21 protein-coding genes and 2 pseudogenes are annotated in these 24,797 nt (G+C 52.5%); 11 read left to right on the forward strand and 12 right to left on the reverse strand.

Annotated features, from left to right (window positions below; genetic code table 11):
- Positions 1-16: 16 nt before the first annotated feature.
- Positions 17-1,528, reverse strand: a complete 1,512-nt coding sequence (locus tag KUE00_RS07235) for an anion permease (RefSeq protein WP_246759028.1) — start codon at positions 1,526-1,528, stop codon at positions 17-19.
- Positions 1,529-2,112: 584 nt separating this feature from the next.
- Between KUE00_RS07235 and KUE00_RS07240 the strand changes: the two genes are divergently transcribed.
- Together KUE00_RS07240 and KUE00_RS07245 are read left to right on the forward strand one after the other, a co-directional pair.
- Entirely contained in the window at positions 2,113-4,893 is a 2,781-nt protein-coding gene (locus tag KUE00_RS07240) for a flavocytochrome c (protein ID WP_246759029.1), read from the forward strand.
- Positions 4,894-5,004: 111 nt separating this feature from the next.
- Complete coding sequence (locus tag KUE00_RS07245) at positions 5,005-5,961, forward strand: FAD:protein FMN transferase (RefSeq protein ID WP_246759030.1); 957 nt, start codon at positions 5,005-5,007, stop codon at positions 5,959-5,961.
- On the opposite strand, the gene dcuR is transcribed toward KUE00_RS07245, so the two are convergent.
- The 3 genes from dcuR to KUE00_RS07260 form a co-directional block, all read right to left on the reverse strand.
- Positions 5,942-6,652, reverse strand: a complete 711-nt coding sequence (gene dcuR / locus KUE00_RS07250; protein WP_246759031.1) for a two-component system response regulator DcuR — start codon at positions 6,650-6,652, stop codon at positions 5,942-5,944. The two genes, KUE00_RS07245 and dcuR, sit on opposite strands and share 20 nt — an antisense overlap.
- A complete protein-coding gene (locus KUE00_RS07255; RefSeq protein ID WP_246759033.1) occupies positions 6,649-8,259 on the reverse strand; it encodes a sensor histidine kinase in 1,611 nt (536 codons plus the stop codon). The genes dcuR and KUE00_RS07255 overlap by 4 nt, the downstream gene beginning before the upstream one ends.
- A 382-nt stretch (positions 8,260-8,641) precedes the next feature.
- A complete protein-coding gene (locus tag KUE00_RS07260; protein ID WP_246759034.1) occupies positions 8,642-9,751 on the reverse strand; it encodes a mechanosensitive ion channel family protein in 1,110 nt (369 codons plus the stop codon).
- 364 nt (positions 9,752-10,115) lie between these two features.
- Between KUE00_RS07260 and KUE00_RS07265 the strand changes: the two genes are divergently transcribed.
- The 5 genes from KUE00_RS07265 to KUE00_RS07285 all read left to right on the forward strand — a co-directional run bounded on the left by KUE00_RS07265 (position 10,116) and on the right by KUE00_RS07285 (position 14,495).
- Entirely contained in the window at positions 10,116-10,967 is an 852-nt protein-coding gene (locus KUE00_RS07265) for an MBL fold metallo-hydrolase (RefSeq protein ID WP_246759035.1), read from the forward strand.
- A gap of 272 nt (positions 10,968-11,239) precedes the next feature.
- A complete protein-coding gene (locus tag KUE00_RS07270) occupies positions 11,240-12,226 on the forward strand; it encodes an SDR family oxidoreductase (RefSeq protein WP_246759036.1) in 987 nt (328 codons plus the stop codon).
- Between the two features lie 176 nt (positions 12,227-12,402).
- Positions 12,403-12,591 (forward strand): YjfB family protein, encoded by a 189-nt coding sequence (locus KUE00_RS07275; protein WP_246759037.1) that lies wholly within the window; start codon positions 12,403-12,405, stop codon positions 12,589-12,591.
- Between the two features lie 233 nt (positions 12,592-12,824).
- Complete coding sequence (locus KUE00_RS07280; RefSeq protein WP_246759038.1) at positions 12,825-13,382, forward strand: DUF4142 domain-containing protein; 558 nt, start codon at positions 12,825-12,827, stop codon at positions 13,380-13,382.
- 486 nt (positions 13,383-13,868) lie between these two features.
- Positions 13,869-14,495, forward strand: coding sequence for a hypothetical protein (locus KUE00_RS07285; protein WP_246759039.1), 627 nt, complete (start codon positions 13,869-13,871; stop codon positions 14,493-14,495).
- A gap of 202 nt (positions 14,496-14,697) precedes the next feature.
- Here the strand turns inward: KUE00_RS07285 and KUE00_RS07290 are convergent.
- Both KUE00_RS07290 and ychF read right to left on the reverse strand, forming a co-directional pair.
- A pseudogene (locus KUE00_RS07290) lies at positions 14,698-14,954 on the reverse strand (Arm DNA-binding domain-containing protein); the annotation flags it as partial.
- Between the two features lie 207 nt (positions 14,955-15,161).
- Positions 15,162-16,253 (reverse strand): redox-regulated ATPase YchF, encoded by a 1,092-nt coding sequence (gene ychF / locus KUE00_RS07295; RefSeq protein ID WP_246759040.1) that lies wholly within the window; start codon positions 16,251-16,253, stop codon positions 15,162-15,164.
- Between the two features lie 334 nt (positions 16,254-16,587).
- Here ychF and KUE00_RS07300 point away from each other — a divergent pair, with 334 nt between their 5' ends.
- Together KUE00_RS07300 and KUE00_RS07305 are read left to right on the forward strand one after the other, a co-directional pair.
- Positions 16,588-18,069, forward strand: a complete 1,482-nt coding sequence (locus KUE00_RS07300) for a SulP family inorganic anion transporter (protein ID WP_246759042.1) — start codon at positions 16,588-16,590, stop codon at positions 18,067-18,069.
- Positions 18,070-18,203: 134 nt separating this feature from the next.
- Positions 18,204-18,845: an EAL domain-containing protein gene (locus KUE00_RS07305; RefSeq protein ID WP_246759044.1), complete on the forward strand. Its 642-nt coding sequence runs from the start codon at positions 18,204-18,206 to the stop codon at positions 18,843-18,845.
- A 383-nt stretch (positions 18,846-19,228) separates the two neighbouring features.
- Here the strand turns inward: KUE00_RS07305 and KUE00_RS07310 are convergent.
- A pseudogene (locus KUE00_RS07310) lies at positions 19,229-19,606 on the reverse strand (hypothetical protein); the annotation flags it as partial.
- A gap of 179 nt (positions 19,607-19,785) precedes the next feature.
- On the opposite strand from KUE00_RS07310, the gene KUE00_RS07315 reads away from it, so the two are divergent.
- On the forward strand, positions 19,786-20,130 hold the full coding sequence (locus KUE00_RS07315; protein WP_246759046.1) for a colicin E1 immunity protein: 345 nt from the start codon (positions 19,786-19,788) through the stop codon (positions 20,128-20,130).
- 4 nt (positions 20,131-20,134) lie between these two features.
- Here the strand turns inward: KUE00_RS07315 and KUE00_RS21935 are convergent, their stop codons facing one another.
- Together KUE00_RS21935 and pth are read right to left on the reverse strand one after the other, a co-directional pair.
- Complete coding sequence (locus KUE00_RS21935) at positions 20,135-20,299, reverse strand: colicin-like pore-forming protein (RefSeq protein WP_425523569.1); 165 nt, start codon at positions 20,297-20,299, stop codon at positions 20,135-20,137.
- A gap of 536 nt (positions 20,300-20,835) precedes the next feature.
- Positions 20,836-21,420 carry an aminoacyl-tRNA hydrolase gene (gene pth, locus KUE00_RS07320; protein WP_246759047.1) on the reverse strand — a complete coding sequence of 195 codons (585 nt, stop codon included), beginning with the start codon at positions 21,418-21,420 and terminating at the stop codon, positions 20,836-20,838.
- 258 nt (positions 21,421-21,678) lie between these two features.
- On the opposite strand from pth, the gene ychH reads away from it, so the two are divergent.
- Positions 21,679-21,963, forward strand: a complete 285-nt coding sequence (gene ychH, locus KUE00_RS07325) for a stress-induced protein YchH (RefSeq protein WP_246759048.1) — start codon at positions 21,679-21,681, stop codon at positions 21,961-21,963.
- Between the two features lie 122 nt (positions 21,964-22,085).
- Here ychH and prs read toward each other — a convergent pair whose 3' ends face one another.
- The 3 genes from prs to lolB form a co-directional block, all read right to left on the reverse strand.
- Positions 22,086-23,033: a ribose-phosphate diphosphokinase gene (prs, locus tag KUE00_RS07330; RefSeq protein WP_124232585.1), complete on the reverse strand. Its 948-nt coding sequence runs from the start codon at positions 23,031-23,033 to the stop codon at positions 22,086-22,088.
- 139 nt (positions 23,034-23,172) lie between these two features.
- The gene (gene ispE, locus KUE00_RS07335; protein ID WP_246759049.1) at positions 23,173-24,051 is read right to left on the reverse strand and encodes a 4-(cytidine 5'-diphospho)-2-C-methyl-D-erythritol kinase; all 879 of its coding nucleotides are present in this window, start codon (positions 24,049-24,051) and stop codon (positions 23,173-23,175) included.
- Positions 24,048-24,665 (reverse strand): lipoprotein insertase outer membrane protein LolB, encoded by a 618-nt coding sequence (gene lolB, locus KUE00_RS07340; protein ID WP_246759050.1) that lies wholly within the window; start codon positions 24,663-24,665, stop codon positions 24,048-24,050. Before lolB ends, ispE begins: the two co-directional genes overlap by 4 nt.
- Between the last annotated feature and the right edge of the window lie 132 nt (positions 24,666-24,797).

The following is a 24,797-nucleotide window of genomic DNA, read 5'->3' on the forward strand; positions in this document are numbered from 1 at the left end:
ATTATTTTTCGGCTACTCAGAACATCATAACCATCCATGGATAGGCAATCAGCATCATGCCGCCAAGGAAGATAGCGCCAAAGATGGTGCCAAGACGCCAGTAATCTTTGGTAGGCAGATAGCCGCTGCCGTAGTAAATCGGGCTGGGGCCAGTACCGTAAGGCGTGATAATACCCATAACGCCCAGCGACGTAACCATCATCAGGCAGTAAACCGGCATATTTATACCCGGAATGGCGGCGGCAATGGTCAGCATGGCAGGCAGCAGCGCGGTAGTATGGGCCGTGGTGCTGGCAAACAGATAGTGCAGCAGAAAGAAAGCCACCAGCAGCATCACCGCCGCCACCTGTGGGTCGATGCCGGTCAGCAAATGGCCGCCTTCTTTACCCAGCCAGGCAATAAAGCCGACCCGCGCCAGACCATCCGCCAGCGCCACCAGCGTGGCGAACCAGGCGAAGGTGTTCCATGCCGGTTTATTGCTGGTAATGTCGTTCCAGTTCAGTACGCCCGTCCACAGCATCAGCACGACCACCAGCAGCGCGGCCAGCGCTGGTTCAATCCATGCGGCGGCGAAAATCCACATCAGCAGCGCGCAGCAGACAAAGACCAGCAGCAGGATTTCATTACGGGAAAGTTTGCCGAGCTTTTCCAGCTCGCTTTTCGCCCAGCGCGGCACTTCATCATTGATTTTGACTTCTGGCGGATAGAACCAGTAGGCCAGCAAGGGCATGGTCAGGATCAGCAGCACGCCAAGCGGCAGGAACGCCAGGAACCAGCTTCCCCATGAAATCTCAAAGCCGACAATGCTTTTTACCAGCGCCAGCGCCAGCAAATTGGGGGCCAGCGCCGATAAAAACATTGAGCTGGTGATACAGGCTGCGGTTATCGCTACCCACATTAAATAGGAGCCAATTTTGCGCGCGCTGGGATCGTTAGGCTTTGAGCCGTACAGCGGCGGCAGGTTGGCGATAATAGGATAGATGGTCCCGCCGCTGCGCGCGGTGTTGGACGGCGTAAAGGGGGCCAGCAGCAGATCGGCGAAGGTAATGGCATAGCCCAGCGTCAGGCTGCGACGACCCAGGTACTTCACCAGGATCAGCGCCAGACGGCGGCCGAACTGGGTTTTATCGTAGCCTGCGGCAAACATGAAGGCGCCGAAGATCAGCCAGACCGTGGAGTTGCCGAAGCCGCTGACGGCCCATTTAAAAGACTGGGTCGCTACTTTGAATGTGGGATCGTTAAGTTCTGCCGGGCTGAACAGCAGCCAGCGGCTGAACAGGGCGATAACGACCACCCCGGTCAGGCCGATAACCGCGCCGGGCAAAGGCTCAAATATCAGCCCGACGATGACGCCGACAAAGACAGCAAAAAAGTGCCACGCGTAAGGCTCCAGCCCGGCCGGAACCGGCGTGAGCAGTAGCAGCACCGTTATCAATACCGGCAGGAAAAGCATAATCAGATGTTTTTTAGCGCCTGGAGCGGCGACGGCAGCTTTGGGCGGTTCGGTGTTGGTTGATAGTGGTTTCATTTTATCGTCTGCAAGTTGTTGAGAATGTGGTTTGACGCCCCGGTTTAAGCACGTTTTTAATTATTTGTTTTTGGACTTGCACGCCGTGGTGTTTATAAATCTTCATTTATTTCTAACTATCTTTTAACACATTATTAAGCGGCTGTGAAGATAATGCGACTCGTGCGAATTTACAATATTGATCTGGATCAATAAATATTTCCCGCGCGTTTTATCTTTTTGCTGGAAACAGTGTTTCCGTTCTTTTTCTATTACCATTATTTTACATATCAGTCGGATTTTCTGCCGCCTCTATTTCCAGAAGACGGTTTTTGTAAAAATATCTATTTGTTTTTATTGGATTTATTTTTGGTAACAACCGGATATTGATTTTTGTTAACTATTGGTTAACAATTAGCAGGGTGCCGACAGGGCATAAAATAAATAATTCATCGCACTACTTTCAAAACTTTATTAACTAAATTAACCGCAAAGATAAAAATTAAAATTGCTATATTTACTGCATGCAACAGGAACAGTCAGTTAATTAATTACGCTTCTTCTGTCACAGGGTTTAAAATTCCATCCTCCTGGAGTCGGTTATAATGAATACGCTCACCCCGATCCTGAATCCGCTTACGCTGCCCAATGGCGCGGTGCTGAAAAACCGTTTGCTGATGGCACCGATGACCACCTGTACCGGCTTTTATGACGGTACCGTCACCAGCGAGCTGGTAGAGTATTATCGCGATCGCGCAGGCAGCATCGGTACGGTGATCGTGGAGTGCGCCTTTATCGACCCGAAAGGACCTGCTTTTCCCGGCGCTATCGGCATTGATAACGACAATAAAATCTCTGGCCTGTCCCGCATTGCTGACGCCATAAAATCGAAAGGTTCCAAAGCAATTTTGCAAATCTACCACGGCGGCAGAATGGTAGAGCCGGAACTGATTGGCGGCAGAACGCCGGTTGCGCCCAGCGCTATTGCCGCGCCGCGTGAAGGTGCCACGACGCCCACGGCACTGACAGGCGAAGAAGTTGAGGTCATGATCACCAAATTTGGCGATGCGGTAAACCGGGCCATCAAGGCGGGCTTCGATGGCGTTGAGCTTCACGGTGCTAACACTTATCTCATCCAGCAGTTCTACTCTCCTAACTCCAACCAGCGCGATGATAAATGGGGCGGCAGCCGCGACAACCGTACGCGCTTCCCGCTGGAAGTGCTTGAAATTACCCATAAAATGGCCGAGCGCTTTGCTGATGATAACTTTATTATCGGCTACCGCTTCTCGCCGGAAGAGCTGGAGGTCCCGGGCATTCGCTTTGACGATACTCTGTATCTGCTGGAGAAACTGGCGGCGCGCGGGCTGGACTATGTTCACTTCTCGGTAGGCCAGCTGTTACGGCCTTCCATTGTCGATACGCGCGATCCAACGCCGCTTATTACCAAATTTATTGCTCAGCGTTCAGCCACGCTGGCGAAGGTGCCGGTGATTGGCGTGGGCGGCGTGGTTAACAAGTCGGATGCCGAAAGCGCGCTGGAACACGGTTTTGATTTGGTAGCGATTGGTAAAGCCTGCATTGCCTATCCGGACTGGGCCGATCGCATCATCCACAACGATCGCCTTGAGCTTTATATCGACAGCAACCGTCGCGAAGAGCTGAACATTCCTGAGCCGCTGTGGCGTTTCTCGCTGGTAGACGCGATGATCCGCGATACCAGCACTACCGGCCGCAAATATAAGGCGGGTATCTATCAGGAAAAAGTCGAAGCCGAAGCGCTGAAGCTGAAAATCAACGTCGCGCTGGATACCGACCGTATTACCGATATCACGCTGGTGCCGGACGAAAGCCTGGACGTTGATTTCACCACCACCTTTGAGAACCTGCGTAGCCGTATCCTGGTTGCCAACAGCCCGCACGTGGATGCCGTCACTGGCGCTACCACGCAGAGTGAAGCGCTGAAAAAAGCGGTTTCGCGCGCGCTGGCGACCAGCAGCAAAGAGCACGTGATTGAAGAGGGCGGCAATCCGCAGGCACCGCAGAGTTACGATGTGGTGGTGATTGGCAGCGGCGGCGCTGGCCTGGCCGCCGCTATCCAGGCGCATGATGAAGGCGCTCGCGTGGCAATTATTGAAAAAATGCCGACCATCGGCGGCAACACCATTAAAGCCTCCGTGGGCATGAACGCGGCGGAAACCCGCTTCCAGAAGCTGAAAGGCATTAAGGACAGTAAAGAGCTGTTCTACCAGGAAACGCTGAAGGGTGGACAGTTTAAAAATAATCCGGTGCTGCTGAAAGAGTTTGTCGAGCTGGCCCCGGACGCTATTGAATGGCTGGCAGCGAAGGGCATCGAGCTGAACGATATTACTATCACCGGCGGGATGAGCATTGACCGTACGCACCGTCCGGCTGACCGTTCAGCGGTAGGGGGCTTTTTAATCAGCGGACTGGTGAAAAATATTAACCAGCGCGGCATTGAGGTACTGCTGGAAACCACCGTAGCGGAAATCATTATGGACGGCGATAAAGTGGCCGGGGTCAAAGTGGTGGATGAATATAACGACAGCCGCATCCTTAACGCCAGTAGCGTTATTGTGGCAACCGGCGGCTTCAGCGCCAACCGGGAAATGGTGGTTAAGTATCGCCCTGAGCTGGATGGGTTTGTCACCACCAACCATAAGGGCGCAACCGGCAGCGGCATTGCGCTGCTGGAAAAAGCGGGCGCGGGCACGGTTGATATGGGCGAAATCCAGATTCACCCGACCGTTGAACAAACCACCTCATACCTGATTTCCGAGGCGATTCGCGGCGGTGGGGCGATTCTGGTGAGCCAGGCCGGACACCGTTTCTGTAACGAGATGAACACGCGCGACAAAGTGTCGGCGGATATCATCGCTCTGCCGGAAAAAAGCGCCTGGGTGATTTTTGACGAGCAGGTCAGGCTGAATAACAAAGCGGCAGATGAGTATATCGCCAAAGGCTTTGTGGTTAGCGCGCCGTCACCGCACGAGCTGGCCGTGAAGCTGAATATGGATTTCCATGCGCTGCTGGCCACGCTGGAACGTTACAACCTGTTTGTTGAGCGGCAAAACGATGAGGACTTCGGTCGCCAGACCGCGCTGCGTCATCCGCTTAACCAGGGGCCGTTTTATGCGATACGCATCGCGCCTGGCGTTCATCACACCATGGGCGGCGTGACCATCAACAGCGATACCGCCGTGCTCAATACGCAGCAGCAGCCGATTGCAGGCGCGTGGGCGGCGGGAGAAGTGGTCGGCGGTATCCACGGCGGTAACCGCATCGGCGGCAACGCTATCGCCGACATTATCATCTTCGGCAAGCTGGCAGGACATAACGCGGCGGCCTGGGCAATGAAGCGCTGATAAGCGACGGCGGGGCATCAGCTCCGCCGTTCTGCATGAATGCCAGTCGGACGCTGGCATTTTGCCGTTCCGGCGTTGCATACTGGCGACCACCATGCTCCAGAGGGAAAGATGATGAGGCTTTGCGCTTATGATGCGGTACTGATGGGGTCGCCCGTACAGCTTAAGCTGGCCGGGCACGACGAAAAACTGGCCGCCAACGTTTTCCGCCTGATTAAGCAGCAGGAAAACCTGTTTACCGTTAACCGCTCGCCTTCCGAAGTGATGGCCGTCAACCAGGCGGCAGGCAAGCAGCCTGTTGCGGTCAGCGCGCCCGTCTTTGCTCTGATTAAACGCGCCAGAGAAGTCAGCCTGCTGCCGGAGAGCTGTTTCAATTTTGCGATTGGCCCGTTAGTGAAGCGCTGGAAGATCGGTTTTCAGGGCGACAGCGTGCCACCAGCAGAAGAGATTAACGCGCTGCTGGCGTTAACCGATCCCGCCTGTGTCGTGCTGGATGAACGGCAGCAAACGGTATTTCTCACCCGGCCCGGCATGGAGATTGACCTTGGTGCGATTGCCAAAGGCTATATCGCCGATCGCGTCAGGGACTATTTGCTGCAGCAGGGCTGCGACTGCGGATTAATCAATCTTGGCGGCAACGTGCAGACGCTTAACGCGCCGGAAGGCCAGCAGGCGTGGGCTATCGGCCTGAAGGTGCCGTTTTCTTCGCCGGAAGCGCTAATCGGCACGGTAAGCGTCAGCAACAGGTCGGTAGTAACATCCGGGATTTATGAACGCTACTTTGAACAGCATGGCCGTCTTTACCATCATATTCTCAACCCGCGTACCGGCTATCCGCTCGACAACGAGCTGCTGAGCGTCACCGTGATTGCCGATAACTCGACAGACTGCGATATTTTCACCACGCTGCTTTACGGCATGGGCGTTGAAAAGGGCCTCGCTTATCTTGCGGCGTATCCGCAAATTGAGGCCATTTTCGTCACTAAAGATCGCCAGGTTGTGCTCTCTGCGCCGCTGCAGTTTCAGCAGCTGGACGAGCGCTATACCGTTACTGACAGTACTGCCTGAGCAGACCGGCATATTCAGCCTGCAGGCGATAGCGATAAACGGGTCGGCCGGTCGCCCCATAGTGAATGCTGGTAAACAGGATATTGCACTGCGCCAGCCAGATAAGATATTTACGACAGGAGACGCGCGAAATATTCACGGCGGCGGCCAGATCGTCGGTGGAGAATTCGTCGTCCGGATGCGCGTCAATCCACTGGCACAGCGTGCGCAGCGTCTGCGGCGTTAAGCCTTTTGGCAGCTTCTTGCCGTCGCCCGCTACCCGGTCGCCGTGGATCAGCTTGTCTACGTCCGCCTGCTGATAGTAATGCTGTCCCTCCATCAACGCCTTTCTGCGTCGCCAGCCAGTCAACGCCTCTTCAAAGCGCGGAAACTGGAAAGGTTTGATCAGATAATCTACCACGCCGTAATGCAACGACTGCCGGATGGTTTCGGCATCGGCAGCGGAAGAGATGACGATAACGTCCACCGCGCGTTTTGCCTGGCGCAGCACGGGCAGCAGATCGAGACCGTTATCCTGCTGAAGATAGATATCTAACAAAACGAGATCGTATTCGCCTTGCAGCGCCATCTCTTTCGCCTGCTGCAGGGTTGCAGCGATACCGCCGCAGCTAAAGCCTTCCAGCTGGCCGATATAACAGCGGTTCAGCTCTGCAACCATGGCGTCATCGTCGACGACTAATACGTTAATCATGCGCTTTTGCTTCCTCTGTCCCAGGGCAGTTGTACAAAAAATTGCGTATAAACGCCGGGCTCGGACTCTACAATAATTTTCCCGCCAAGGCTTTCAGTTTGTTGTTTTGCCAGAAATAATCCCACGCCGCGATTTTCACCCTTAGTGGAGACGCCCTTAGCGAAAATAGCCTCCAGCCGATCGGGCGGAATGCCCGGCCCATCGTCGCTGACCACGCAGGCCAGCCAGCCGTTCTGATAGTGCAGCAGCACGCTGATTTCGCCTTCGGCCTCGTCATCCGCGGCATCCAGCGCGTTTTCAATCAGGTTGCCCAGTACGGTAATCAGCGTGGCAGTTTGCTGCTCGCTTCCGCTGTCCGGCAGCAGGCTATCGTTACTGATGGTCAGCTGGTGGCCCCGGTCTGCCGCATGACTCATCTTGCTTAACAGAAAACCGGCGATCACCGGCGATTTGATTTTTGCCATCAGTGAACCGATTTCTGCCTGGTAGTTGCTGGCGGTTTTCAGAATGTAGCTTTCCAGCTGCCGATAGTCTTTTAAATGCAGCAGGCCGAGAATGACATGCAGCTTGTTCATAAATTCGTGCGAGCGCTCACGCAGCGCATCGACATAGTTCACCATACCGTCAAGCCGCTGGATAAGCTGGCTAACTTCGGTTTTGTCCCTGAAGGTGCAGACCGCGCCGGTAATGCCGCTTTTACCGCGTAGCGGCATGGTATTGCTGATTAAGATACGCCCGGCAAAGTGAATCTCTTCATCGCGCAAGGGCGTACCGCTTCTTACTACCTGACGCAAATTATCTATTAACGGGCCAGGCGCGTCGTTGACCGCCTGTACCGTGTCGCTGAGTAGCTCTTGTGCGGTACGGTTAATCAACGTTACCTGCGCCTGTTCATCCACGGCAATCACGCCTTCTTTTAGCGATTGCAGCATTGCCTGGCGCTGCCTGAACAGCATGGAGATCTCATAGGGTTCCAGCCCGGAGAGAACGCGGCGGGATGCTTTGACCAGGCAGTAAGTGCCTATTGCGCCAGCCAGCACGCCAAACAGCACCGTCCACAGAATAGACCAGCGGCTGCGCCCAATCTGCTGCGCAACTTCACTGAGCGATATCCCCACCGCCACGACGCCAATTTGCCGCTGCTGTTGGTCATAAACCGGGGTGAAAACCCGTAGCGCCGGTTCCAGCTGGCCACGGTTGACCGACACGTTTTCATGACCAGCCAGCGCCGGTTGCAGATCGTCGCCAATAAAATGGCGGTTGATTGCCGCTTTATTGGGATGCGAATAGCGAATGCCGTCCATGTTGGTCACCACTACAAACAGCAGATGATTGCTTTGCTGTACGGCCAGCGTCACGGGCTGGATAATATTGCGGTCGGCTGGCAGCAGTAAAGCACGCTGCACATCGGGAGAATCGGCCAGCGTGCGCGCTACGGCCAGCGCTTTATCCTGTACGCTGGCGCGCGTGATATGGCTTATCTGGAAAAAATAGAACAGATGCACAATCAGCAGCACGGCGGCAATGACCGCGCCAACCATCAGGCTAACCGAGGTGCTGAGCTTCATCGGGCGTTTGCGGGTTGGGTAAGAGTGCTGCGAGTCCATGATCGTTCCCTGACTGTTTCGGAGCGAACAATATAGCGCGTTCGCGCGAGCAAGGCAGTGAAATGATGAAGGCTACGCCTCAGACTGCTGACAAACTTATAAAACATCAGGTCGCGTTCAGGCCAGTGAATAGCTGCAGAGGCCGACCGGAACACGGACACGCCGTGAAATCGTCCATGATGGCTCGTTTGGCGCGTCCATGCGCCAAAACGGTCCGGTTATCCGGTCGGCCTCCGCTGCCAAAAAGCTACGGTGTTGCTTTAAAAAATGCCGGAACGCACGGACTGTCCAGGTTTGTCAGCAGTATGAGGCTGCGCCTGTATTGCTGTTTTTCATCTCAGGCTAAGTGGCCCGAACAGATAAGCCTGCCGGGCCGCTAATTTTATGCGCGCTTTTGCTCAGCTAAGGCCGGGAAAGCCGTATCGCTGTCGGTAAAGGTAACAAAACGGTGCGGGCCAGCCAGCCCAATTCCGGTCTCTTCCAGATACTCCTTGATGCATAAATTAATCTCCTGCTGAACATCCATATACTGGTTGTAATCGGAGAATTTCAGGATATGCACTACTTCAAACATGATTCTGTCGGACTCAAAAGAGGAAAGATGCGCGCGGTCGAACCTTGTCTTATCAATCTTGCTGATGACGCCTTCAATCATCGGCCCAATCTGGCGTAGTTGCTCTGCCGTGGTAGCCAGCGGCACGCCGAAATTAAACACGATACGGCGCGTCTGCATTCTTTTGTAATTATGGATGGTCTGCTGTAGCAAAATCGCGTTGGCGCAAACAATCTGCTCACCGCTCAGGCTGCGGATCCGCGTGGTTTTTAAACCAATATGCTCAATAGTGCCGGAAACGTCGTTAAAGACCACAAAGTCGCCAATTTCAAAAGGTTTATCAATCCCGATGGAAAGCGAGGCAAACAGGTCGCTTAAAACGGTCTGCACCGCCAGCGCAATAGCAATACCCCCAACGCCAAGACTGGCCACCAGCGCGGTGATATTAACGCCCGCGTTTGCCAGAATCGACAGGATCATAATCGACCAGACCAGCGCCCTCAGTAACAGCCCAAGAATAATGGTGGTTACCGGATTACGGTGAGAGTCGGGGCCGGAGCTGGTCAGCGAGTAGCGCAGCCAGGACTGCACGGTCTGATCCAGCCAGAGCGCAATTTGCAGCGCCAGCACCAGGAACCAGGCGTGCGGAATAGTGCCGCTGACGTTGCCGGGCAGCACGATAAACTGCAGGCTGAATAAAAAAGAAGCAAAGAAAATCAGCGAGACGCGGGTTCTTTTCAGCACGTCCAGAAAGACTTTGTGCATGACGCGGTTTTCATGGTTAGCAGACCACCGGGAAATGCGCTTTTGCAGCAGCGAAATGACTTTTTTGATCACCAGGAAAGTGACAGCAGTAATCACCACCACTAAAAGAATGTTACCCCAGAATGTCACTGACGTAATTAAGTGCAAATAATTTGTATGAAAAACTTCTTTCACACGGCCTCCTTTTATTCTGAATGGGTAAGGGGGTAATTGTAGTCGAGGATTGACGAGCAATGAGCACGGTCAACTGTTTGATCGGCAGGTGGTTTACTGAAGGGAACCTGTGCCTGGCATAACAATGGTCAAAAATCATCTTGCGTTACCGTCTACCATAACCTCGGTTCTGGAACAGCGCTCTGATGAGCCAGCCCCGCTTTTATTTCCGCGCGGTGACGGACTGTCGCAATCAGCCGCAAGCGGGGAACGGCGAAAGTTTCCCGCTGCCCGCCGTCACTGAAATCTACGCCGCTACTCTTACCGGACGATTTTAAAAGCCGTCTACACTTATCCATACGGCAGAGTAACGGAGATAAAATCAGTGAAAATCATTCACCTGAACTGTGGCTGCATGTGTCCGTTGGGCGGCGCATTTTATGACGGCTTCAGTAAAGGCCTTCACGCGCATCTGGTTTGCCACTGTCTGCTGATTGAAACCGAGAATCATGGTCTGGTGCTGGTCGATACCGGTTTTGGCACGGAAGATGTCAGGCAGCCGGGTCGGTTAGCCACTTTTTTCCGCGTGATGAACAATATACAGCGCCGCGAATCACTGACGGCGCTGGCGCAAATTCAGGCGCTGGGCTATCGGGCGGCAGACGTGCGGCACATCGTGCTGACCCATCTTGATTTTGACCACGCGGGCGGCCTGACCGATTTCCCCCAGGCGCAAATTCATCTGATGCAGCAGGAGATCGATACTGCGCAGCAGCGGCACAGCTGGCTTACCCGTTCCCGTTATCGACCCGGACAGTGGGGCGGCATCTCCGGCTGGACAGGCTATCAGCCAGCGGGGGAAAAGTGGTTTGGTTTTGATGCGGTCACCGATTTAAAAGGTCTGCCGCCCGAAATATTAATGATCCCTCTGGCCGGGCATACGCCCGGTCACGCCGGAATTGCCATTCAGACGGATACGGGCTGGGTGCTGCACGGCGGCGATGCGTGGTTTTATCGCCGTGAGATAGAAGAGCAAAGACACTGTACGCCCGGACTGCGCTTTTATCAGTGGCTAATGTCGATGAATACGGATGCCAGGCTGCTCAACCAGCAGCGTTTACGCGAGCTGGCCAGTCATCACGGTCACGAAATCAGCCTGTTTTGCAGCCACGATGCGCGTGAGCTGGAGCGGATGATTGCAAAAAGCGCGTTAAAAACGCCTGATTATCCTCTGTAAACGCGCTGGTGGCGAAGGCTGCCTCAACCGTTATGTGTGCCAGCGGTCACGGAGGCAGATTCAGCCGCCGTGTTTATCCGTGGTCATGGAGACAGATTCAATTGCCGTATTTACCAGCGGTCACGTAGGTAGGCCCGACCGCGCTGTTTGTCAGCAGTACGTGCTTATCTTCCGCTATAGCCCCGCAGTTTTTCTGTCACCTGCCATACTCAGCTGGCAAAGATTTTTTATTTATCAGTTAGCTGCGACGCAGCCGTCAACAAGGACCGATTATGTCTCCCGAAAAAGTAGTGGTAATTACCGGCGGAACCGCTGGCGTAGGGCGCGCCAGCGCACAGGCATTTGCCGAGGCGGGTTACGCAGTAGCGGTGATTAGCCGCAGCGAACAGAGCGTCAAAGAAACCATCGAAGAGTTAAAGCTGCTGGGCGCACGGGCAACAGGCGTTGCGGCCGATGTGGCGGACGGGTCAGCGCTGTTAGCCGCAGGCCGTAAAATCGAGGCCGAGCTTGGTCCCATCAGCGTCTGGGTAAATGCTGCCATGCTTACCGTGCTTGCGCCAGTGACGGAGGTGACCGATGAAGAGTTCCAGCAGGTCACGGATGTGACTTATCTGGGCTGCGTACACGGCACGCGCGCCGCGCTGACGCTAATGGGCGAGCGGGACAAGGGCACTATTGTACAGGTTGGATCGGCGCTGGCCTATCGGTCGGTGCCGTTGCAGTCTGCCTATTGTGCAGCTAAAGCGGCCATCCGGGGCTTCACGGATTCGCTGCGCAGTGAACTGCTGCACAACAAAAGTTCGATTCGCCTGACGATGGTGCACCTGCCGGGCGTAAACACGCCGCAGTTTGACTGGGCACGTAACAAGATGGGCAATGCGGTACAGCCGATGCCGCCAATTTTTCAGCCCGAAGTAGCCGCCAGAGCGATCGTTAAAGCATCAAGCCGCGCACCGCGCGAGGTCTGGCTGGGGCGCACCACCGTACAGTCAATTATGGGCACCATGCTGTTTCCTGGCCTGCTTGACCGGATGATGGCGAAACAGGGCTGGAGCGGACAGCTTACCGATGAGTCAGAGGTCGCAGAACGGCCTGACAACCTGCATCAGCCGGTAGACGGGCTGCATCGCAGCCACGGCCGCTTTGACGACAAGGCGGAAGGCCACGCTGTCCACCTGAACGTTAACAATCCTGGCCTGGCCATTCTGGGCGTGGCCGCCGTCGCCTGGCTGGGACTGCGCGCTTTGCGTCGGCGTTAAGTTATAAGGGCAGGGTGCCGCTTTTCTGTAAGGAGTCTGCCGTTGTGCACACGGCAGAAAACGAGGCTATTAGTGCCGAAACCCTAACGTTCTCTGTGAAAAAGCCGATAACCCTCTATGGCCCGATCTCAGGCCGTAACAGGTGTCTTTTTCGTTACAGTAAACAGGAGAGCACGATGGATGTATCGCAAATTGCGTCACTGGCTTCCGGTCTTAATAATCTGGAACTCAACAGCCAGGTCAGCAATCTCGTACTGAAGAAAACGCTGGATAACCAACAGGCCGCGGCAACCAGCCTGATCGCCTCTATTCCTCAGATGCCCGCTAACCCGGCAATCGGACGGAATATCAATACCACGGCATAAGCCAGGGTATGGCGGAAAGGACTCAGGACGCCATAATCAGCTGTTCCTACGGGGAGCGAGAATCTCCCCGCTTTATCGTCACTCCTGACCTCCTCCGTTCACGACCCTGGCTTAAACCGCTGTCTTAAATCATTTATCCACTATACTGACCCTAGCAGTTGTAATTTACATCCGAGGCTGTGCTCGGTTAACGATCTGACGTTAACCATATCCATGACCATCTGGAGAATAAAATGCAAAAAAGTAAAACTTTGAAAGGGTTGCTGACCGTATCGGTCGTAGCGGCTATGTTCAGCACCGCTGCCGTACAGGCCCAGACGCCGACCAGTGGCGCCGCAAGCCAGACCGCAGCAAACACCAAACTCAGCTCCGGCGACGAAAAAGCGGTGAAAGATATGGCGCAGGCTGATATCAATGAAGTTGCCGCTGGCAAGATCGCCTTGAGCAAAGCCAAAAGCAGCGAAGTCAAAGCCTTCGCGCAGCAGATGGTCGATGACCACGGCGGCGCCTTAACCAAAGTACAGACCGTCGCCGAGCAAAAGGGCGTGACGCTGCCAACCGAGCCGGACGCTAAGCACAAAGCTATGGCCGCTAAGCTGGAAAAGGTGAGTGGTGCCGCATTTGACAAGATGTATATGGAAAATGCCGGGACTAAAGACCACAAGATGGTGCTGTCTAAGCTGGAAAGTGACGCCAAAAAAATTAAAGATCCGGATGTAAAGGCGCTGGCTGATGCGCATACGCCGGTCGTGGAGCAGCATCTGAAAGCTGCCCAAAAAATGGCGATGTAACCGGGCATACGGCGAGTAAGTAGACAGGTCATTCGATGGGGATACTGTCCTGTGACCTGGACTATGTTTGTTCGAAGTGTTACCGAAAGTCATGGCGATTAAGTATCTGGTGCTACTTCTGGCATCAACTTTCCCCGGCTTGTATCTCACTATCAGGCTGAATACGATTGCAGCTGTACGCTTACCCTCCTCAGTCGCTGTAGATATCTCCTGGTATGGTTGGACTGACCTGCTACCCGTTGATTAACACAGACTGATTTAGCAACTTCCGCTTTTGGCACTAAATTGTTGTAGGCGATCCTACGAGGCCGCAGCGGCCGATGCGCAGCCGTTACTTTGTCTAACCTCACGCGGATGAAGGGGGAATGTGTTAGTACACAGTTAATACTTTCTTTCCTTCACGACTGTCCCCCAACCTCGGTTTTTGCTAATCTATGCGGCTGGACTGCTTCCAGCCGCATTAGCGTTGCCGGTTAAGGAGTTTCCATGTCGCCTTTCAACAAACATCGCCCCTTTATTTCCCTTTCGCGTCGTCAGCGCCGTAAAAAAGTCATCGAGCTAAAAAACCGTATCTATCGTCAACGTCATCGCTGTGGCGGGATGTTCTATGATGATTGCGATATTCAACACTACAAAGATAACCCCGACCATATTTGGGCATGGAGTGATATCTATTTTGTCGGCTGCGATCCTGCCGATCTCTGGAATGCTGAAATCATCACGGCCAAGTTGGCTTTTCAGGATGCGGTGCACGATCGCGCATTCAATGAAGCCTGGGCGATGCTCAGTCAGCAGGAACAAAAAGAAGAGGCACGATATGAAACGACCCCCAATGTGAATAGCAAAGGCAAAATTGTTAGCTATACCTTGGTGCGCCGAGAAAAACAGGCCTATGCGATTTTTGGCGGGCTGACCTTTTGGCAGTTTATTGAGAAGCGTGAGAAGGAAATAGCGCAAGATGAAGCGCCGGAGGTTTGTTGTGGTTATCAGTTGCTGCCGGGGTTCGCTTATGGGCATGGGCTACGGATAGTTGTTGATGCTGCGGCGCTGACCGTGCCTGTGATTGAGGCGGCGATTGGGGATTTTTTGAAAAAGGTGAGGGACGTGGCTTAGGAGATAGCGACTTATATGGGGAGCACTGAAGATGCGGGCATTCATACAGTAGGGAATCGGAGGGGGGGAAATTTGTCACCCTCCCATATGTGTGTAAGTTGAGCCTTAACGGCATTGGATCTGTAACCTATTTCATTTGAACGTGAACGGCCTGCGGTTCGGGCTGTGTGGATTATATAGTCCTCTCCAGCCAAAGGTTGCAAATTTTATCAGGCTGCCTCGCCTGAGCAGAGTTCATACCCTCAGCAACTTGCTTTCGCGCTTGCTCGCATTTCTCGCGAGCTTCGGCGAGCTTTACCGCTGGATACTCACCCAGGGCAAACATGCTTGATTACCGTTGAGCTTAAATCGCTAACGCCAGACTTTTTTGCCAGTGGGTTTCATTTCGAGGTAGAGACCGTTGAAATTGTTAAGTCGACAGAGTTTTTCTTTCGGCCTGGCAGTGCGGCATTGTATCAATGAGCATAACGGAGGGTTGTTTATTTATTATACCGTTATTGTACTCACTAAAATGAAGATGGAAGAAAGTTGTACTCATTTATAACAGCGTTGTTACGAGATGGGTTGAGACATTATGAAATGAAAAATCCACGCAACTGCGTGGATTTTAGAGGCTTTTACCGTTGCCCTGAGATTCAGTGAAACCCATGAGACAACAAATTTTATTTAGACGTTAAACAGGAAGTTCATCACGTCGCCATCTTTCACGATGTAATCTTTACCTTCTGAACGCATTTTACCGGCTTCTTTCGCGCCCTGTTCGCCTTTATAAGCGATGTAGTCTTCATAGGCGATGGTCTGAGCGCGGATAAAACCTTTCTCAAAGTCGGTATGAATTTTACCGGCGGCCTGCGGAGCGGTTGCGCCTACAGGGATGGTCCAGGCGCGCACTTCCTTCACGCCAGCGGTGAAGTAGGTTTGCAGGTTCAGCAGCGAGTAACCAGCGCGAATGACGCGGTTCAGACCTGGCTCTTCAATACCCAGCTCGGCCATAAACTCGTTGCGGTCAGCGTCTTCCAGCTCGGCGATGTCGGATTCCACAGCAGCGCACACCGGCACAACGATGGAACCTTCTTGCGCAGCGATTTCACGAACCTGATCCAGGTAAGGGTTGTTCTCGAAACCATCTTCGTTAACGTTAGCGATATACATCGTTGGCTTCAGGGTCAGGAAGCTCAGGTAGCGGATAGCCGCTTTATCTTCTTCGCTCAGATCCAGCGAACGCAGCATGCCAGCGTTAGACAGGTGAGGCAGGCATTTTTCCAGCGCGACCTGTTCTGCTTTAGCGTCTTTATCGCCGCCTTTTGCTTTCTTCTGCACGCGCTGCAGCGCACGCTCACAGGTGTCCAGATCGGACAGCGCCAGCTCGGTGTTGATCACTTCGATATCATCAGCCGGGTTAACCTTGTTGTTAACGTGAATGATGTTATCGTTTTCAAAGCAGCGCACTACGTGGCCGATGGCTTCGGTTTCGCGGATGTTGGTCAGGAACTGATTGCCCAGACCTTCGCCTTTCGACGCGCCTTTTACCAGGCCCGCGATATCCACAAACTCCATGGTGGTTGGTAAAATACGCTGTGGCTTAACGATTTCCGCCAGTTTGTCGAGACGGGAATCAGGCATTGGCACCACGCCGGTATTCGGCTCAATGGTACAGAACGGGAAGTTTGCCGCTTCGATGCCCGCTTTGGTTAACGCATTGAACAGTGTGGATTTCCCGACGTTAGGCAGGCCCACAATACCGCATTTGAATCCCATGTAAATCACCTTAATTAATAAGAGGAAGCGTTCTTCCCCGAAAAGCTGGTTGGCACTAAGTTTCCGCGCATTATACACGTAATTATCGCCTGGATGGCGCTGTTTTCTACCCGCAACGGGCAGAATAGGGTTGAGATCTCGCTCACGTTTTCACATACTGTTTACCCATTACGCCAGACGGAGAACACTGCGGATGCATCGCTTCCAGCTTACGCCACCCTGAAACCTTCCTGCCTGCAACGTCTGTTGCGCTTCTCGTCTTTCTGACGAGCCAGAACTGTGCCCCCACGCGGCGGTGCGGTAATCCTGCATTACTATAAAAACGGAAATCAGCATGTTCAATTTGAGCAACCTCAGGGCTGCCGACGTCAAAAATGACGTTCTGGCGGGCGCTGTTGTCTCTGTGGCCCTTATTCCGGAAGCCACGGCCTTTTCACTATTGGCCGGCCTGTCGCCGACCATCGGCCTGCATACCGCCTTTATTCTTGGTCTGGTTACCGCGCTGTTTGGCGGCAAACCCGGCATGATCTCCGGTGCGGCGGGATCGATCATCGTGGTGTTAATCAGCCTGATTCAGACCCACGGCTATGAATACGTGCTGCTGGCGACTATTTTCGCCGGGGTTATCCAGCTGGCGATTGGGCTGTTCCGCCTGGGGAAATTTATCCGCCTTGTGCCGCAACCGGCTATCTATGGCTTCGTGAATGGTTTGGCTATCGTGATTGCGCTGGCGCAGATCCCGATGATTAAAAACCAGGGGCCGGTGATGTACGGCCTGGTGGCGCTGGCGATGCTGATCGTCTGGCTGTTTCCTAAATTCACCAAAGTCATTCCCGGTTCGCTGGCGGCCCTCATTGCCATCAGCGCTATTGCTATCGGTTTTGGTCTGGATACCAAACGGGTAGGGGATCTGGCCGATATTTCCGGCACGCTGCCGTTTTTCCATCTGCCAGAAGCGCCCCTAAGCTGGGCCACGATGAAGATTGTGCTGCCTTATTCGGTGATTATCGCGCTGGTCGGGCTGATAGAATCATTGTTAACGCTGGCGGTGCTGGATGAAATGGGCAGTAAAAAAGGCAACGGTAATAAGGAGTGCGTGGCGCAGGGCATCGGCAATACGCTGTGCGGCTTTTTCGGCAGCTTCGCCGGTTGCGCCATGATTGGCCAGTCGATCATCAACTTTACATCCGGTGGTCGCGGGCGCATTTCCAACCTGGTTGGCGCGGTTTTGCTGATTCTGTTTGTGGTTAGCCTGTCGAAGTATATTGCGTTACTGCCGGTGGCGGCGCTGGCTGGCATCATGTTTGTCGTCTGCATCAACACGTTTGAGTGGAGCTCGCTTAAACGCCTGAAGCGCATGCCCAAACCGGATGCGGTGATTATGGTGGCGGTAACCGTGGTAACCATTTATACCGATTTAGCGATGGCGGTGATTTTCGGCGTGATTATTTCCGCGCTGGTTTTCGCCTGGCAGCATGCCCGCATTACCATTACGTCGCAGGAAGAGAGCGAGACCCAAAAGACCTACCGGCTGGAAGGCCCGCTGTTTTTTGCTTCCGTAGCCAGCTTTCAGGAGCTGTTTACGCCAGCAAAAGATCCGCAGGAAGTGGTTATCGATTTCGCCCGCACGCGGGTGATGGATTCCAGCGGCGTTGAAGCCATTGATAAACTGACCGCGCGCTATATTGCGGAAGGGAAAAGCGTCAAACTGCGGCATCTCAGCGAAGATTGCATCAGTCTGTTAAAGCAGGCAGGCCCTTTTTGTAGTCACGAGCTGGATGCGCCCGACTATAAAGTTGCCGCCGACAGCGACTAAAGCGTAAAGCTAAGGCCGGTCCTGCCGATATATATCAAAATCGTTATAACGCCCTGAGTATCAGAGTAAACCTCTAACTTTTGGCGATATGATGAATATAATCACTGGCAGGACGTCCTGAGCTGGCATAAAGCATGATTGATAATTACTGTTACATTCCGATTCATTCCCTTAGCGGTGAGCTGATTGCGCTGGAGCTTACTGTTTTACCACACCAGAATGCGCCAACTGCCCAGAATGCGGAAAACCGCCTGCTGGATCAGCTACTGACGGTAGAACGTTATGCAGACTATTTTCAGCTGCACGGCCTGCTGTGCTGCCTGACGATTGATTTTCCGCTGGCGCGCGCGGTGACCGAATCGCCATTTATTCAGCGAATTTTGGGCCAGCTGCCTTTTGTACGGCTAAAGCTGTCGGAAGATTTCCCTAATCTGCACGACGGGCCGAATAACCCCCTGTTGCGTGCGCTAATCGATCAGCTGAACATTTTATGGCTGGACGACCTGGGGGCAGGCGACGCTAACCTTAATGCGCTTCAGTCGAAGATGTTCGAAGTCGTCAAGCTGGATCGCCAGTTCTATCTGGATAACATCAGCAAGCCTTTCTTCAATGTATTGATTGCCCATATTCATCGTTACACCAACCGCGTATTGGTGGCGGGCGTCGAAAGCGAAGGCCAGCTGGAAAAGCTGGCGGCCAGCAAGGTCTGGGGCGTGCAGGGCTATTTTGCTGAATCTATGGCGCTGGATGCACTGGACGGCACGGAAGGACCTTAATGCAGAAGGCGTCTGCTGTTGATAACGGCAGACGCCTGCATTCACTGGCCTGACTAGCAGGCTTTTTGCACGGTGTGAGATTGCTTGCTGGCTAAAACCGGTAGCTAAAACCAGTAGCGCCCATAATTCAATAAGGTTCGGGCGCTTGTTTTATGGGATTATCTAACGCCGTGTTATGCCATATTTTTTATCGACTACAAACTGCGGGGCTTCTCAGTTGCGGCCTTTGAAAATCTTACCCGTCTCATCCTTATAAAATTTTTCTCCATTCAACAGTTTCTTAAAGGTTCGGATAAGTAAACCGTTCGCAATAACATCAAATTTATATCTTACAAACCAACTGTCGATACGCGAGTAGTCAAGCCGAGGGGCCAGGAACAAGACTACATCTTCAACGCTTTCATTCTCGACCATACTTTTAATATCAACCATTGGTATTCCCACTCTTCCTGCTTGTTTTGTGCCTCTATTGCTTCTGGCATATACAAAGGTTGCGTTTTTTCATCTACTTTATAATCTTCCAGCGTCGCTGTATGAGCGTTATTCCATATGTTTTTACCAACTTCATTATCAGGTACACCTAAAGCCCGATATCTTTCCAGTTCCCGAATTTCATGTGTATAAAATCGCTTGTCGATATCTGTTGCCTCAAGTTGGCCTTTTAAAATTTTCTCAAGGCGATCGACCATAATTTTATTCGCATCTGACTCACCAAATCTACCCGTATGCAGTTTGATCTTGTCAAGGCCCTGGGTGGCGATATATTCATCGGTACATTAACTGCGTGTTAGTCGCGAGCACTTTTACCTGTGTAGTTAAATAATGTGAGCCATGACTATTTTCTTTCAAACTCATATGTTGAATAATGATTTTTTATATTTGGTAGTAAGCTTATGATTGCAGTGCAATGATGGAATGACTTGATAAAAGAATGTCTATAATGACGCTAAAGTACTATTTCAAAAACTTGCTCTTTGGGCTGTTATGTTTAATTTCAAGCTATATTATATGGCGCGATAACAGAGGTCCTGTCTTTTTAGGTATTTTAGCTGCATCTGTGATAAGTTTTTTGCTTTTCCCTTTTGCTAAAAAAGCAATGGAAAACGTTGCGCTTTACCTGGTTCCTGAAGATTTTTGGCATAAAGGTGTTTTTATTGATATTCCTCAAAAAAGCACTTTATACATTTTTTATTATATTTTGTGCTTTGTTATAGCGGTGCCTGTTGGCCTGATTTATATATTGCATTTACTATTAAAAAAAGGTCATCCTGAAGATGACCTTTAAAAAATCATACCCCCAGTAATTTGTTTACTTTTTCAACCTTTTCATCCGTGATTAATGCACTTATGATTGCCAGCATCAGTGCAAAACCAAAAATACCAGGTGAGGTGCTAAGCATAATACTAAATACATGCGCAGTAAGCATAGATGCACCGAACCCTACACCCTTGATGTCACTAAATTAATTATGGATTTTTATTCATTATATTTAGTGGGATTACCACACGCAATAGTTACTGGGGAGTGACGATCTTTCTTCGTAAATATGGAAACATTGGCCGTAAGTGCCATCACCTGGACAACCACCATAATTAAAACCCGACATGATTTAGCCCTCTCTTTCGTTTAATATCCCTTTTCGTATAGGTTATTAATATTTTTTCAATAAAAATAATAATGAAGAAGCATTATAAAGCTGGTTAAAAATAATGTATTTACTAATGAGTTTCTGTGATCTTGCAGGTTTTTTTAGGCAAAAGGGTAATTTTGGGTAATGACCGGGATGTTGTGTTTATATTTTTTTAGAAACTGAAAAGCATTGCTGATTTAGAAAGGTATGATAACCAACCCCCAAGTATGCCCAATCATCGTATTAAAATTTTCGAATTTGCTAATAATAAGCCTGTTGATTTATCAGTGATAAACCAACAGGCGGCTCCGGAAAAAGTTTTATTACACTGGTATTAAAATTTTCGCACCAGAGCAGGCCTAACCCTTAAAGCTATGCAGTCGATTCATCGCTTTTAACCGATCTTCTTTCAGCCAGACCTCAGTACAGCGCGCCGCTTCGTCCACCGCGTTATCAATCAACGTCTGTTCTGCTGCCTGGGGTTTACCCAGTACAAAGCCAACCACCTTGTTGCGGTCGCCGGGATGACCGATGCCGATACGCAGACGATGAAAGTTCAGGTTGTTACCCAGCTTGCTGATAATATCTTTCAGGCCGTTATGGCCTCCGTGGCCGCCGCCCTGTTTAAATTTTGCCACGCCCGGCGGCAGGTCCAGCTCATCATGCGCCACCAGAATCTCCTCTGGCGCAATCCGATAGAAGGTTGCCATTGCAGCCACCGCTTTGCCGCTCAGATTCATAAAGGTGGTGGGCACCAGCAGCCTGACGTCTTCGCCGCCAATGTTTAAACGAGCGGTATAACCGTAAAATTTACTCTCTTCTTTTAACGACTGATTGTGACGTTCAGCCAGTAAATCGACGTACCACGCGCCCGCGTTATGGCGCGTAGCGGCATATTCCGCGCCGGGATTGGCCAGACCGACAATCAGTTTAATGCTGCTCACTTGTTTGTTTTCCTAAAGGGATCCACAGGGAAGGCGGCTAGTGTACTAAGAGCGGCAGCAGAACTCAAAACTGCGCGCGAGGTCACAATAGTTCACCGGCGTGATAATACGTTTTCGATAGAAAAATCAATCTGCTGCGCGTAAAGATTTGTCAGACTTTTAGCAGTAAATGTGATCTGTTCCGCAACGAAGCGTTAAGCCATTGCATAAACTTATGGTACTAACCGCACGGACGGCATTGACTTCTGGAGGTGACAAATGAGACGTAAACATGTCAGTTTAACCGGTAACGCACTGATGGTGCTCGGTCTGGCAGTAGTGATAGCAGGGATCGGCTATGCGGTACTTAACCAGCTGCCGCAGCTTCATCTGCCGCAAGTTCTGGCCAATGCCGCAATTTTTGGCATCTTTATCGGCGCGCTGATGTGGCTGATAGGCGCGCGTCTTAGCGGACGAGAAAAGATTACGGATCACTATTATTGGGTACGTCACTACGGTGACAAGCGCTGCCGCAGAGCGTCAGATCATGGTCATCACCAGTAATAAGCTGCACGAATAGTAAAGCCAAAAAAAGCGGGACGGTGTTAGCCGTCCCGCTTTCTGTTCAGCGCCCCAACACTAGCGGGAAGCTGACGACAGGGCGCTGAACAGTCAGCGCCCGCCGATTAATGCTCAAACATTGCCGAGATAGACTCTTCGTTACTGATGCGGCGGATTGCCTCAGCCAGCATGCCGGAGAGCGTCAGGGTACGCACGTTTGGCAGCGCTTTGATCTCTTCCGGCAGAGGAATGGTGTCGCAAACCACCACTTCATCAATCACGGAATGACGCAGGTTTTCTACCGCGTTGCCAGAGAAAATCGGGTGAGTGGCGTAAGCAAATACGCGCTTCGCACCACGCTCCTTCAGCGCCTCAGCAGCTTTACACAGCGTGCCGCCGGTATCGATCATGTCATCAACCAGCACGCAGTCACGACCCGCCACGTCACCGATGATGTGCATCACCTGAGAAACGTTGGCGCGCGGACGACGCTTGTCGATGATAGCCATATCGGTATCGTTCAGCAGCTTGGCGATAGCGCGAGCACGCACCACGCCGCCGATGTCCGGAGAAACCACGATAGGGTTTTCCAGACCAATTTGCAGCATATCTTCCAGCAGGATCGGGCTGCCGAAGACGTTATCAACCGGGACATCAAAGAAGCCCTGAATCTGTTCAGCATGCAGATCGACAGTCAGAACGCGGTCAACGCCGACGCTTGACAGGAAATCTGCAACAACTTTGGCGGTAATCGGCACGCGGGCAGAACGCACGCGGCGATCCTGGCGGGCATAGCCAAAGTAAGGAATAACAGCGGTAATACGACCAGCGGAAGCGCGGCGCAGGGCATCCACCATCACAACCAGTTCCATCAGGTTGTCATTGGTAGGTGCGCAGGTGGACTGGATGATGAAAATATCACCACCGCGTACATTTTCATTGATTTGTACGCTCACTTCACCATCACTGAAACGACCGACGGCGGCGTCGCCCAGGCTAGTGTAAAGGCGGTTGGCAATACGTTGTGCTAGTTCCGGGGTGGCGTTACCAGCAAAAAGCTTCATATCAGGCACGAGAAGAACCTCAGGCTTTGCGTCCAGAGAATGAACATCGTCGTCAACGGCACTGGGCGGTATACCGCTGACGGGTTCATACGGGTGTAATCGAGTGCGGTGCCGCCTCAGGAACAGGTTGAGGCGGTCACCACAGCTCTTATTGCGTTGAAAGGTAGCGGTGCAGCGGCGAAACGTTAACGCCTCGCGCAACAAAGCCCTGCCACTTTTTCAAAGCAAGCTCAGCCACCTGACGGGCAGCGTGCTCGGTGTCAAATTCTGCAAACACACAAGCGCCGGTTCCTGTCAGGCGCGACGGCGCGTATTCTAGCAGCCAGGAAACGAGCTGTTCAACCTCGCGAAAACGTTTTCTTACTACTGGCTCACAATCATTGCGGTATTTTGCCGCTAATAACTCACTGATTTCCCTTTGGGGCGTATCGCGAATCAGCTCCGGGTCGTTAAAGACCACCGGCGTAGAGATATGCACGCCGGGATGAATGACCAGATACCACTTCTCCTCGGGCGTCACCGGCGTCAGCGTTTCACCAACGCCTTCGGCAAAGGCGGCAAAGCCCTGCACAAACACCGGCACGTCCGCGCCGAGCGCCAGGCCCAGCTTCGCCAGCTCTGCAAAGCTAAAGCCGGTCTGCCAGTAGTGATTTAACGCCACCAGCACCGTGGCCGCATTGGAAGAGCCGCCACCCAAACCACCGCCCATCGGCAGGCGTTTTTCAATGGCGATAGCGGCCCCGGCGTTTTCCGGCAGCCTGCCATGCTCGCTGGCATGCGCCTGCAACATTTTTGCAGCACGAACGATCAGGTTCTCTTCATCCGGCACGCCTGCAATCGGCGTCAGCAGGGTAATAACACCGCTGCTGTCCGGCTGAATGCTAAGCGTGTCGCCATAATCCAGAAACTGGAACAGCGTTTGCAGCTCGTGATAGCCGTCAGGCCGGCGACCGGTAATGTAGAGAAACAGATTAAGCTTAGCGGGCGCGGGCCACTTAGCGATGTGCTGGTCAACAACGGCCGTCATTTAACTGTCCAGCCATCCATTTTTAGCTTGATACGCTGCTCGCCTTCGCGCAGTTCCATATTTGAAGGCAGGGCAGGCTGCTGTTTTTCATCGTAGCCCTGCCAGGTAACGGCCCACTGCTGGCCGTCGCGGCTGTAGTTGACCGTGCGCAGGCGGTACTTGTCATCCAGTGAGTAGTCGCTGGCGTCACCAGGCAGGCCCATCATCCACTGACGCAGGTTGTCGAGTGGGATGTCCATGCCGGTAAGCTGCGAAATCATCTTTTCGGCATCGTTGCTGGTGTAGCGTTTACCTTTGTTATCGACCAGCTGTACCACGCTGCCCTGCGCATCCAGCTGCAGTTCGGTGCTGCCCAGCGGGTTGGTCAGCAGCAGACGGTAGCGATCCGGCGCGGTTTGCTGCCAGTTGAAGCGCGCGTATACTTTCTGTTTGTCAGAAAGGTAAGCAAAGGCGCCTCGCGTCTGGTATTGGGTAATTTTTTCCACGGCTTTTTGATGCTGCTGCCATTGTGGAGAGGTCACGCTGGCGCCAGGCCCCTGCGGTTTATTAACGCTACAGGCTGCCAGCAGTATGCTGGCAAGCGGGAGAAGACGCATCGTGCTCTTCATTAACATAGGGGATAGGCTCCTCAGACTCCGTTCAGGCGCTTTCGCGCAAATTAACCGTTTAAGCTAGCTACCGGGGAAGACGGCGTCAATGCTCAATTTGTCCTGTTTCGTGCTTAATAGCCATATCAATCGCAGTGA

Origin of the sequence: Erwinia phyllosphaerae, assembly GCF_019132875.1 — a bacterium.
Taxonomy (GTDB): Bacteria; Pseudomonadota; Gammaproteobacteria; order Enterobacterales; family Enterobacteriaceae; genus Erwinia; species Erwinia phyllosphaerae.

Bases quoted from the DNA above. Each gene is read 5' to 3' on its own strand.
- KUE00_RS07270 (WP_246759036.1), top strand. From the start codon at position 11,240: ATGTCTCCCGAAAAAGTAGTGGTAATTACCGGCGGAACCGCTGGCGTA.
- KUE00_RS07305 (WP_246759044.1), top strand. From the start codon at position 18,204: ATGATTGATAATTACTGTTACATTCCGATTCATTCCCTTAGCGGTGAG.
- KUE00_RS07235 (WP_246759028.1), bottom strand. From the start codon at position 1,528: ATGAAACCACTATCAACCAACACCGAACCGCCCAAAGCTGCCGTCGCC.
- KUE00_RS07275 (WP_246759037.1), top strand. From the start codon at position 12,403: ATGGATGTATCGCAAATTGCGTCACTGGCTTCCGGTCTTAATAATCTG.
- KUE00_RS07285 (WP_246759039.1), top strand. From the start codon at position 13,869: ATGTCGCCTTTCAACAAACATCGCCCCTTTATTTCCCTTTCGCGTCGT.
- KUE00_RS07280 (WP_246759038.1), top strand. From the start codon at position 12,825: ATGCAAAAAAGTAAAACTTTGAAAGGGTTGCTGACCGTATCGGTCGTA.
- KUE00_RS07245 (WP_246759030.1), top strand. From the start codon at position 5,005: ATGATGAGGCTTTGCGCTTATGATGCGGTACTGATGGGGTCGCCCGTA.
- dcuR (WP_246759031.1), bottom strand. From the start codon at position 6,652: ATGATTAACGTATTAGTCGTCGACGATGACGCCATGGTTGCAGAGCTG.
- KUE00_RS07315 (WP_246759046.1), top strand. From the start codon at position 19,786: ATGACGCTAAAGTACTATTTCAAAAACTTGCTCTTTGGGCTGTTATGT.
- KUE00_RS07240 (WP_246759029.1), top strand. From the start codon at position 2,113: ATGAATACGCTCACCCCGATCCTGAATCCGCTTACGCTGCCCAATGGC.
- ispE (WP_246759049.1), bottom strand. From the start codon at position 24,051: ATGACGGCCGTTGTTGACCAGCACATCGCTAAGTGGCCCGCGCCCGCT.
- KUE00_RS07255 (WP_246759033.1), bottom strand. From the start codon at position 8,259: ATGGACTCGCAGCACTCTTACCCAACCCGCAAACGCCCGATGAAGCTC.
- ychF (WP_246759040.1), bottom strand. From the start codon at position 16,253: ATGGGATTCAAATGCGGTATTGTGGGCCTGCCTAACGTCGGGAAATCC.
- ychH (WP_246759048.1), top strand. From the start codon at position 21,679: ATGAGACGTAAACATGTCAGTTTAACCGGTAACGCACTGATGGTGCTC.
- KUE00_RS07300 (WP_246759042.1), top strand. From the start codon at position 16,588: ATGTTCAATTTGAGCAACCTCAGGGCTGCCGACGTCAAAAATGACGTT.
- lolB (WP_246759050.1), bottom strand. From the start codon at position 24,665: ATGTTAATGAAGAGCACGATGCGTCTTCTCCCGCTTGCCAGCATACTG.